Consider the following 9800-nt stretch of genomic DNA (forward strand, 5'->3'; position numbering starts at 1 on the left):
TTACGACAATATTTCTCAAGGAGCTTGTGCATGATTGATTGGGTGTTAGCCGGTTTGTGTTTGTTTTCCGGAATGTTGATTGTCTATCACCATGCAGCGTATCCGATCCTTTTACGCTGGTATGCGAAAGGCCATCCAGCACGTCAAGTAGAAGAAAGCCATCGCTGCTACAAAGATGAAAAACAAGATTGTACGTTACCAAGCATCACCATTCTTGTACCGGCATTTAACGAAGAGCAATGGATAGCAGATAAAGTCCGTAACCTAGCTTCTCTCGACTATCCGAAAAAGAAGCTACGAGTGATTATCGCGTGTGATGGCTGCACTGATAATACTGTCGACATTGCTCAGATGACGATTCAAGAAGCAATGTGCAGTGACATCCATTTCGAGATACATGAACACACTCAGAACCGAGGTAAAGTCTCAGTAGTAAACGAAGAAGTGACAAACATAACCAGCGACATCACAGCACTTAGTGACGTGTCAGCCCTGATATCATTGGATGCACTTTTAATTGCCGCTGCTCACTTCGAAAGTGACAAGGTTGGTGTCGTTAACGCTACTTATCTGTTATGCCCGACAGGAAACGAAGGTGAAAACACCTATTGGCAATATCAAACGGCAGTGAAACAGTGTGAAGCATCTTTGGGGTCCAGTTTAGGTTCTCATGGCGCCTTCTACTTATTTAGAACATCACTTTTCGAACCACTGCCACTCAATACCATTAATGATGATTTCATTTTACCGATGCAAATCGTCAAGCAAGGCTATATCGCCGAATATGAAACTCAAATGGTTGCACTGGAGCTTGAAGAGTCAAACCTCAAAACCGATTTCAAACGTCGCTTACGTATCTCGGCAGGTAACATGCAGCAAGCTATCCGATTATTCGGCTTGTTCAGTCCTAAGTTCAAAGGCATCGCTTTCGCTTTCTTTTCAGGTAAAGGGCTACGCCTACTGACCCCCTATTTGATGATCATGTGCTTAGTGTGCTCAGCTCTCCTAAATCACTATTTAGTGTTTGAAGCACTGCTGTGGGCACAGATTGCTATATACACCATTGGCTTACTTGGCTGCATATTACCGAAACGCCTAGTCACCAAACCTGTTTCATTAATCTCTTATTTAGTGGTTGGTCATTATGCCAACTTCATCGGTGGCTTACGCTACCTACTTGGATTAGAAAACTCACCTTGGACTCGTGCAAATCGTTAAGGATTGACCATGATTAATATCGACCAACAATCAAATCAAAACCTATACCAACACAAAGTCTCTCGTGCGAAGCGTACCTTCGATTTTGTAGTCTCATTGGTTGCACTTATTATCTTGTCACCAGTGTTCCCTATCATTGCTCTAGCCATTGTTCTCACTTCTCGTGGTCCAGTGCTTTATCGGCAGCTTCGCGTCGGTAAATCAACACCAGAGAAAATGGAAATCTTTGAGATCATGAAATTCAGAAGCATGTACGAAGATGCGGAGTCTCGCTCTGGTGCGGTTTGGGCTACACAAAACGACCCCAGAATTACGCCGGTCGGTCGCTTCTTAAGAAAAACTCGACTTGATGAAATCCCTCAGTTATTCAATGTGCTAAAGGGTGAAATGTCTCTAATTGGTCCACGCCCAGAACGCCCAACTTTCTACACGAAGTTAGAAAACGAGATTCCTTACTTTGCTGACCGTACTTATGGCGTTATGCCTGGTATCACAGGGCTAGCACAAGTTAATCAAGGCTATGACACTTGTATTGAAGACGTGCGCCGTAAAGTTGGATTCGACCACAGTTACGCATTAAGCCTATGCTCTGTAAAATCTTGGATTGCGACTGACCTACGCATTATCACAAAAACGATCGTTGTGATGGTTGATGGCCGAGGTCGCTAAAAATCGACTTTGCAGTCATTTATCAGATTCGGTCACGGGTAATTCTGCACTTTTTGATTTATGTCCTATCAAAACCAATGAGTCATTAACTACTCATTGTTTTTTCGATTTTAGATACCATTTAATATACGATGCCGCGTGAACATTCCCACTTTGTATTCAATGCCGCTTTGCTATGAAAATTGAAGATCTTAAATTATTTACTACCGTCGTTGAGCTTGGAAGCTTTACAGCTGCCGCGAACGCACTGGATCTTCCGCGAGCGAACGTCAGTCGTCGAATCAATGATTTAGAGAAATCACTCAATATACAGTTGTTTTTCCGTACAACGCGCTGTTGAAAGCATTGGGTGCTTTGGAAAAAGCCAATCACGTGGCATCAAACTTACTAGAAGTGCCTCACGGTCGAGTCAAAATCGGTTTGGTTCCAGAGACCGGTGATATCGTCCAAGCCACCCTATTCAAGTTCCAAGATCTCTACCCAGAAATTGAACTCGATATTCGCAGTATCAGTAACGGTTTTATCAACATGTATCGCCAAGGGTTAGACCTTGCAATGCATGGCGGTCGTTTAAGCGACTCAAATGTAGTTGCACGTAAAGTAATGGATCTACAGCGTATATTCGTTGCTAGCCCAGAATACATCGCTAAAACCGGCAGGCCAGCCACCCTTGAGGAGTTAGCGAAATTTCCGTTCGTCTGTTTTCGTTGGCCAAGTGGTGACATCGATAAAGAGTAGGAAATATCAAATCAAGTCGTCAAAGTCGAGCCGTCTATTGTTAGTGACAGCATTGGTTTTGTGAAAGGAGCGTCGGCGCGGCACCGAGGCATTGCGTTATTGCCACAACTCATGGTGAGGCAAGAGCTTAAAGAAGGGTCACTGATTAACCTTTTTCCTGATCACACCATGCAACAAGAAGAAGCTTGGTTGTTGTACCCGCTGCGCAAAGCACTCAGCCACGCAAGTCAATTATTGATTGATTTTTTGTTACAAGAACTACCAAATCTCTAATTATTGTCAGAAATAGTATGACAGTGTTATACCGTTAGCACTAATTATCTCTAGTCTTCATCTCGATAGAATTGCTCCATCAATATTTAGGAGCAATTCATGATGTCCATCTATCGCTACTCTCTACTCGCAGCCACTCTTCTCCCTCTTATCGGTTGCAACCATTCTGTTTCTACGGAGCCAACTGCAGATTCATCTAAAGTAACGGAAGAGCGTCCCATTCAAGTTATCCAACTTGAATCTGCATCTCAACAGTCGAGTAAAACCTTCACAGGGGAGCTTCAATCAGTAGAAACCGCAGGCGTGGCATTCCGTGTTCCCGGCACCATACAAGAATTGCTCGTTAAAACGGGCGATCGAGTGCAAAAAGGTCAGCCTATCGCTCAACTCGACCCACACGATTACCAAGTTGCATTAGAGGAGCTGCAAGCTCGCGCTTTAGAGTACCGACCGTGAATGTCGGTGGTGGTTACTACAACTATCAACTGAGTGAGAATGACTCCCTACTCGGCCCAGTATTTGGCGCGTCAGATGCGGTTGAATCAGCAACCGGTATGTCATTGCTGGAGGCACAACACGATGGCGGTTTTCTTGGCGCGAGCATCGCGTGGGAAATGGACCTGTTTGGACGCATCGACAGACAAGCAAACGCAGCTTCGATTCGTGTCGAACAAGCCGAAATCTTCCAATCGGGGTTAAATACCTTAATCACCGCAGACGTGATCCACAACTACCTTCAATACCGTGGCGCTCAAGAACGCAAAGCAATCGCCATGGAGAACATACAAGACCAACAACGAACGCTTGAACTCGTCACCAAAGTGGTTCAAGCGGTTATGGCTCTGAGTTAGATCTGGCACAGGCCAAAGCGATGCTCGCTGCAACGGAATCTATTGTTCCTCAGTTAGAAATTGCAGAACAAGTTCACAAGCAGCGTATGGCGGTATTACTAGGTGAGTCACTTTCGAACGTTAATCAGCGTTTAGCGGGTGACTATACTCTGCCAAGAATGAAAGATATTATCCCAACGGGCATCCCTTCAGATTTATTGGAGCAGCGCCCAGACATTCGCATCGCAGAACGTGAAATGGCCGCCAAGCTACAAACCGCGAACAGCACTATCGCTGTATATAAAGCACTCGGTGGTGATTGGAAAGTCTCTAACAATACAGAAAATGTCGAGTTAGCTGCTGTAAATTAAAAGACCGACACACAATTCACCAAAGCAATAAACAAAAAATACCGCTGAATCAATCAGCGGTATTTTTCTATTCATACAAACGTGACTACTTAGCTTGGTTGCGCTTCGCCCACTCTTGTACGGCATCACCCATCGTTAATCCCGTTGAGCTTTTCATCCAAAGCATGAAATCACGATCAAACTTAAACTGTTCACCAAGTTGGGATTTAAAATATCGACGGACATTCTGAGTCGTTTTATAGCTATCCGTGATTAACGTGTTCTCATCTATATGATTTTTGTGCCAATCAACCTTTGTCATGTACTCTCATTCCTTCTTGAAAATAATCAATTCAAATTGCGCCGGAACAGCGTCTAATTACACGTTTCTTGGTGCGAACATAATAATCGCCATACCAAGCAGCGCCACCGAACCACCAACTAGATCCCACGTTGTTGGCTTCTCACCATCGACAAGCCACAGCCATACCAGTGCGACTGAGATGTACACACCACCGTAAGCCGCATAAACTCGCCCTGTTGCTGTAGGGTGTAGCGTGAGTAACCAAGCAAATACGGCAAGGCTGATGGCCGCCGGAATAAGTAACCAAACACTCTTGTCTTCCCTTAGCCAAAGGTAAGGTAAATAACACCCTACTATTTCCGCTATCGCCGTAAGTACAAAAAGACCTACCGTTTTAAATTCAATCACAATTTACCTGTACCCGTTAAAACCAACCCAGATCATTCACACAGTTAGTCACTTCATTCGACTAACTGCTTTTACTCAACGCAACCTTCAAACCTTGTGCGTCTTTACAACCAATATAAATGTTTTTTCCAACGCTTAAGCTTAGCTTTATTGCTGAGCCTGTTGAGGCGTTATACAGCCATCCATCACTCAACATTCGGATACCAATACCTTGATACCACTTAGTTTGATAAAACGATGTCTCGACGATATCAGATACCTTCACAACCTTACGCCAAAAACCAAAACCGAAATACCAAGTCAGCGTTTCGCCTTTGAGCTCAATCGTCATGGAGAAAAAGAGAATGGCAATTAAAGCGTTTATCGACAGAGCAAACAAGGCGCCGAAGCCGTTGTCAGATGCAAATACAATAAACACGCTAAGCACAATGAGGATCAAGAGCAACCCTTTGTTGAGCTCCTTGCTATAAAACATACTTCAAACTCCTTTTGCTAGAGGTGTTGGTAAGCTAGATAATCTTATCTGAAGGCGAGCCTTCTAACCATTCGAGTCACGAAATGTGCGCAGACTCCAACAGCGACGCCAATGATCATTGCCTTGATGCTACCCAGCCAAAGTATCAAACCAGAATACCCTTGTGCTGGCCCTAAACCGTCGTTTCTGGTCACATCGGTGAACATGAATCCATTCCACCAAACATGTAACAATACCGTAGATAAGTGCATACAAATGGCAATGGTTCCAAGTAACGCATGCATGTCAGCAGCGCCATCTCGGCAAAATGAGAAAACGAGCAAAAAGGTAAAAATTAAAGGTGCAGACAACACCAAAGAGACAGTGAAAGCTTCTAACCCACTCTGGCTTCCGTAACTATAAGTGCTAAACACCATGGCCATTGATAGCAAAAGCGGCACAAGTGCAGTCCATGTTAATCTGTTCATTTCAGTTCCCTGTCTTAGTAGTTAGCTTGAAGAAAAATTCGATAATCGTCAGGGAACGTTAATTACCAAAAGTTGCACATCTGAATTGCACTTATATCTCAACAACTCGATAGAAGACTTAGTCTTTGGTGAATCTCATGTAACGCAAGTCTTAAATCTTTGGGTCAACCTACATCATTTTGCACGCTTTGTTTTTGTTTCGCACAGATTATTGCTTGCTTGATCTTCGCCTTATGATTCTCTTCCCACTGAGCCAATGTTAACGAGGCTTCTTTATTGGCCTTCTCTGAAGCCATTAAAAATACCTCATCTTTTCTGGACTGAGGAATAACAGCAATTCCCTCGATATCAGCCACAATGATATCTCCCGTTGAGACGTTTATGCCTCCACATCTAATTTCAGTACCTAGTTCAGAATAAACCTCTTTTTTTCCCGGAACTGGATGAACACCTTTAGCAAAAACTGGGAATTTCATGTCTGTAATTTCACCTAAGTCCCGAATAACACCGTCAATAATAAAGCCTTTTATGCCTCGGCTCTTAGCAACTGCGCATACATTGCCTCCTGCTACTGCATATTCGCTATCAACGCCATCGACGACAATGATTGAGCCTTTTGGTGCTTCGTATATTGCAGAATGAAGCATTAAGTTATCACCAGCAGCTAACTGAACCGTAAAAGCTTCGCCACAAATTCGCGGCATGTCCTGCCAAAGAGGACCAATATTGAAATCCATAAAGTACTGGTTACCCAATATGTTTCCGTACTCGGTTGTCGCTAATGTAGAAAAGTCTTGCTTCATATTTACACTCCTTGTTTGAACCATGCTTAACCCAAGAAATGCCAAGCAAAGTGAATCTAGTATTAGCCCATTGTCATCGAAAAAACCGTATTACCTGTTAATGCATAACACGATAACGACTATGCAAATTTGATGTATTAAAGCGAGAAGAACTCGGCAAACAGAGATTGCCGAGTATATTAAATCGAATTGGTACTTATGTTATGTGACTAGCGCTCGCTGATTGCAACTTTACCTGCCAACCCAATAAGCAAAAAACCAGATACACCCTCAAGTGTTCGAGAATAACGTTCAGAATTTGGTCGACTAAACACCCAGCTTCCCACTGAGGCGTATAAAACATTACATAGTGTTGCTAACGCACTAAACAACAAACCAAGTATCAATAATTGTGTTGAAGCAGAGCCAACTGATGTATCAATAAATTGAGGCAGAAACGAAAGGAAAAAGAGTGCAACCTTTGGGTTTAAAACGCTAACAATGACACCTTGAACAAATACGCTTCTCTCGGTTTCGGCGTTTTCACTCACAACAATTTTGTTGCCCCCTCGCCACATTGAGATTAGGGACTGAATACCCAAGTACACCAAGTACAAAGCACCTAGCCATTTCACAACACTAAAAGCTAAAGCAGAGCTCAAAATTATTGCGGATAAGCCTAAGCATGCGGCTAAAGTATGGATGAAGTAACCAACACCCAAGCCAACAGCAGCTTTCATTCCACTCACCATCTTTCCTTTCATTGTATTTGAAACAATGTAGATGACATCAGGCCCTGGAATCATATTGATCGCCAGGCAAGCAACCACAAATAATAGCACTGAATTTAAATCCATTTCTTTTCCTCTTATTTTAAGCACATTGTGGTATGGCGAATCGAAAAGGTTTGAACGATACAATACAAAAGTTAAGGGGCAGCACCCAAATCAAATAAAACACCGCAAAGTAAAAATTCATGCACGACAAACAATTCTTAAGCAATATATCGATAAATTCACCACTTAAATTCATATGCGCAAACATATTTAAAATTGAGATGATATGAAAGAGATTGAGTAAAAAAGTGAGACGGGCGGCTACAAAACTTTGCTACAATTGAGAGACGAAATTGGGCTGAAAGAAGAACGCATGGCACTATCGAAATTTCAATAACTTAAAATGAGAAAAGGATTCATTTTTATATTTTGAAAGCAACAGCCAAAGTAACGAAGGCTATCACCAAAGCCACTACAACAATAATAAATGCCAAAATAGATAAACAACAATGGCTACGAACCGTTACGTTGCTAGCATTGCACAACGCAATAGCAAAGTTCCCGTGTTCTACAGTAAGCAATGAAACGCAAAGCATGATCAAAAAGCGATGCGTTGCGATTCACTAAATAGTTGTTTAGCAGATAGCCTACAGCGCGAGTTTGAATCCTTCATGCGTTGCTTTAAATCCGAGTTTTTCATAGAACCTGATGGCGTCAGGGCGCTGCTTGTCGCTTGTTAACTGAACGATTGTACAGCCTTTATTTTTTGCCAGTTCGATAGCGTGTCCGAACATTTGCTCACCGAAACCTTGTCCACGATAGTCACTATGGATTCGAACACCTTCGATAAGACAGCGCCAACTACCAATATGTGTCAGATACGGAATAAAGGTTAGTTGAAGCATCCCGACTAGAGCGCCTTCCAGTTCAACAACCAATAATTCGTTGTTTGGGTCTCGGGTAATCGCTTCGAACGCTTCAATATAGCCACGATTCAACGGAATAGCCGCATCTTCTCGTTTACTACCAAGTGGGTCATTTGAAAGCAAAGCAACAAGACTGTCCAAATCTTCAAATTCAGCTGAACGATACTTTAATTCCATCTATAAATCCTTTTTACTTCTGACTACTTACGCCGCATTTAAGTATTAGCAATGCGACGACAAAGCTTCACCTTACCATCGTAGAAATCGAACTCAACTATTGGATGGAAAATGACATACGTGCCGAATCGCTCTTGAACAATTTGTTATGCGAGACTCGGAAATGCTGATTTGTACGCCTTTCTTGCCTCGGAGCTCAAGTAGCTGTCCATACCTTGGAACAGCTCAAATAGCTCAGCACCATATTTGAGTTTGAACTCTTCACAGCGATAAACAAGCTCTAGCTCATTAGCGACCGTTAACTCGCAAAACAACTTCACCGTTGCACTCTCGAGTTTGAATATTGAACCAGTAAATCTGTCTTTAAATTGGATTTCTAGCACCTTACCAAATTGAGGGAATACATAGTCTCGGTCGCATGAGCAATACAAATAAACCAATGCTTCTGCATCATTACCAATAATTCGCGCTATTTCTTGGCGCTGACTTAACGACACCATATTTTCATCGAAACCCGCTGTTCCATACGCGGCATGAAAGAGACCTGCGATTTGAAGTAACTCGCTACTACCCCAGTTAATTAGAACTTGTTCAGTTCCTTTCAGGTGTGCTTCCAATGAACCGTTAAGGTGCTGAAAGTCACCCGCACCAAGTTCTTGAAGCATCAAAAATTTGTCCATAAATCTCCTTAAGGTTAAAAACTAGCCAATGAATAATTACGCCATACAACTTGAACTGAATTTCGTGTGGTCATAAAGATGAGTCTGAAACTGCCAAGCGCGAGAACCTTTGTTAGGTATTTTGTTGTGTACTTAATATTTGACTCGAATTGATATCCCTAACCAAGCAGCGCCTTCACGCTTGTTAGCTGCAGTGTGCCAACTCTCAATTGAGTCCCACTCGGCTCTAGTACCAGTTATACCTGAATCAAACCAGTTGCCCTTAGCATCGTTAAGTACGTAATGCAGTGAACCATTTACCCTGATAACTGATATCAACATTGTGTTGTTGGGTGTCGACTTGCCTAACGACAAAATTTTTGTTGAAACACCCAGCTTTTCAATTAGCTCAAATTCGATAGGGAAAACTCGACGCAAATATTCATCCGTTTGTGCATCTCTAATAAGAACCTCACACTCTATGCCAAATTGACGAAGAACATACAGCATTGCTCCTAATGAATTGTAGCCGGAGTGTTCAATGTAATCTGGGTACTCGCCGGGAGTAATTATTCCCGTGACCTTATAGAGTTCAAAAGCGAAGTCTTTCAATTCCTCTAAACCATTAACTTCGACAGGAGCCCCCCTGAATGAAACCTGCGCCGCATCAAATTTATGTAGCTTAAGAGGCGAGTTAAGGGGTAATTTATCCATACTTTTTAAATAAGCAGTAATACAATAAGGTCCA

The 9800-nt window shown here is 42.6% G+C and carries 11 protein-coding genes and 3 pseudogenes; 5 read left to right on the forward strand and 9 right to left on the reverse strand.

The features are described 5' to 3' along the window. The first annotated feature begins 30 nt into the window (after positions 1-30). The 5 genes and pseudogenes from BCT81_RS25180 to BCT81_RS25200 all read left to right on the forward strand — a co-directional run. Positions 31-1218: a glycosyltransferase family 2 protein gene (locus BCT81_RS25180; protein WP_102426232.1), complete on the forward strand. Its 1188-nt coding sequence runs from the start codon at positions 31-33 to the stop codon at positions 1216-1218. Between the two features lie 9 nt (positions 1219-1227). After that, complete coding sequence (locus tag BCT81_RS25185) at positions 1228-1887, forward strand: sugar transferase (protein WP_102426233.1); 660 nt, start codon at positions 1228-1230, stop codon at positions 1885-1887. A 175-nt stretch (positions 1888-2062) separates the two neighbouring features. Next, positions 2063-2898: pseudogene (locus BCT81_RS25190) on the forward strand (LysR family transcriptional regulator). 99 nt (positions 2899-2997) lie between these two features. Beyond that, positions 2998-3342 (forward strand): annotated as a pseudogene (locus BCT81_RS25195) (biotin/lipoyl-binding protein); the annotation flags it as partial. Beyond that, positions 3336-4099, forward strand: a pseudogene (locus BCT81_RS25200) (TolC family protein); the annotation flags it as partial. The pseudogenes BCT81_RS25195 and BCT81_RS25200, both read left to right, overlap by 7 nt. Positions 4100-4184: 85 nt before the next feature. Here the strand turns inward: BCT81_RS25200 and BCT81_RS25205 are convergent. From BCT81_RS25205 to BCT81_RS25245, 9 genes are all read right to left on the reverse strand, one after another. Next, positions 4185-4400 carry a DUF6434 domain-containing protein gene (locus tag BCT81_RS25205; protein ID WP_102426234.1) on the reverse strand — a complete coding sequence of 72 codons (216 nt, stop codon included), beginning with the start codon at positions 4398-4400 and terminating at the stop codon, positions 4185-4187. Positions 4401-4457: 57 nt separating this feature from the next. Next, positions 4458-4790, reverse strand: coding sequence for a YnfA family protein (locus BCT81_RS25210; RefSeq protein WP_102426235.1), 333 nt, complete (start codon positions 4788-4790; stop codon positions 4458-4460). 61 nt (positions 4791-4851) lie between these two features. Beyond that, positions 4852-5265 (reverse strand): hypothetical protein, encoded by a 414-nt coding sequence (locus BCT81_RS25215; RefSeq protein WP_102426236.1) that lies wholly within the window; start codon positions 5263-5265, stop codon positions 4852-4854. A 44-nt stretch (positions 5266-5309) separates the two neighbouring features. Further along, on the reverse strand, positions 5310-5732 hold the full coding sequence (locus BCT81_RS25220) for a hypothetical protein (RefSeq protein WP_102426237.1): 423 nt from the start codon (positions 5730-5732) through the stop codon (positions 5310-5312). Positions 5733-5896: 164 nt separating this feature from the next. After that, positions 5897-6535, reverse strand: a complete 639-nt coding sequence (locus BCT81_RS25225) for an RraA family protein (protein ID WP_102426238.1) — start codon at positions 6533-6535, stop codon at positions 5897-5899. Positions 6536-6744: 209 nt separating this feature from the next. After that, the gene (locus tag BCT81_RS25230) at positions 6745-7371 is read right to left on the reverse strand and encodes a LysE family translocator (RefSeq protein ID WP_102426239.1); all 627 of its coding nucleotides are present in this window, start codon (positions 7369-7371) and stop codon (positions 6745-6747) included. A 566-nt stretch (positions 7372-7937) separates the two neighbouring features. Continuing rightward, positions 7938-8393 (reverse strand): GNAT family N-acetyltransferase, encoded by a 456-nt coding sequence (locus BCT81_RS25235; protein WP_102426240.1) that lies wholly within the window; start codon positions 8391-8393, stop codon positions 7938-7940. Between the two features lie 146 nt (positions 8394-8539). Next, entirely contained in the window at positions 8540-9073 is a 534-nt protein-coding gene (locus BCT81_RS25240) for a DUF6817 domain-containing protein (RefSeq protein ID WP_102426241.1), read from the reverse strand. A gap of 132 nt (positions 9074-9205) precedes the next feature. Continuing rightward, the coding region (locus BCT81_RS25245) for a hypothetical protein (RefSeq protein WP_102426242.1) at positions 9206-9800 on the reverse strand (595 nt) is incomplete at its 5' end.

The organism is Vibrio sp. 10N.261.52.A1 (assembly GCF_002876325.1).
In the GTDB taxonomy this organism is placed as follows: Bacteria; Pseudomonadota; Gammaproteobacteria; order Enterobacterales; family Vibrionaceae; genus Vibrio; species Vibrio chagasii.

Excerpts from the sequence above, each read along its gene's own strand:
- BCT81_RS25180 (WP_102426232.1), top strand. The coding sequence starts at position 31 with ATGATTGATTGGGTGTTAGCCGGTTTGTGTTTGTTTTCCGGAATGTTG.
- BCT81_RS25185 (WP_102426233.1), top strand. The coding sequence starts at position 1,228 with ATGATTAATATCGACCAACAATCAAATCAAAACCTATACCAACACAAA.
- BCT81_RS25205 (WP_102426234.1), bottom strand. The coding sequence starts at position 4,400 with ATGACAAAGGTTGATTGGCACAAAAATCATATAGATGAGAACACGTTA.
- BCT81_RS25215 (WP_102426236.1), bottom strand. The coding sequence starts at position 5,265 with ATGTTTTATAGCAAGGAGCTCAACAAAGGGTTGCTCTTGATCCTCATT.
- BCT81_RS25220 (WP_102426237.1), bottom strand. The coding sequence starts at position 5,732 with ATGAACAGATTAACATGGACTGCACTTGTGCCGCTTTTGCTATCAATG.
- BCT81_RS25225 (WP_102426238.1), bottom strand. The coding sequence starts at position 6,535 with ATGAAGCAAGACTTTTCTACATTAGCGACAACCGAGTACGGAAACATA.
- BCT81_RS25230 (WP_102426239.1), bottom strand. The coding sequence starts at position 7,371 with ATGGATTTAAATTCAGTGCTATTATTTGTGGTTGCTTGCCTGGCGATC.
- BCT81_RS25235 (WP_102426240.1), bottom strand. The coding sequence starts at position 8,393 with ATGGAATTAAAGTATCGTTCAGCTGAATTTGAAGATTTGGACAGTCTT.
- BCT81_RS25240 (WP_102426241.1), bottom strand. The coding sequence starts at position 9,073 with ATGGACAAATTTTTGATGCTTCAAGAACTTGGTGCGGGTGACTTTCAG.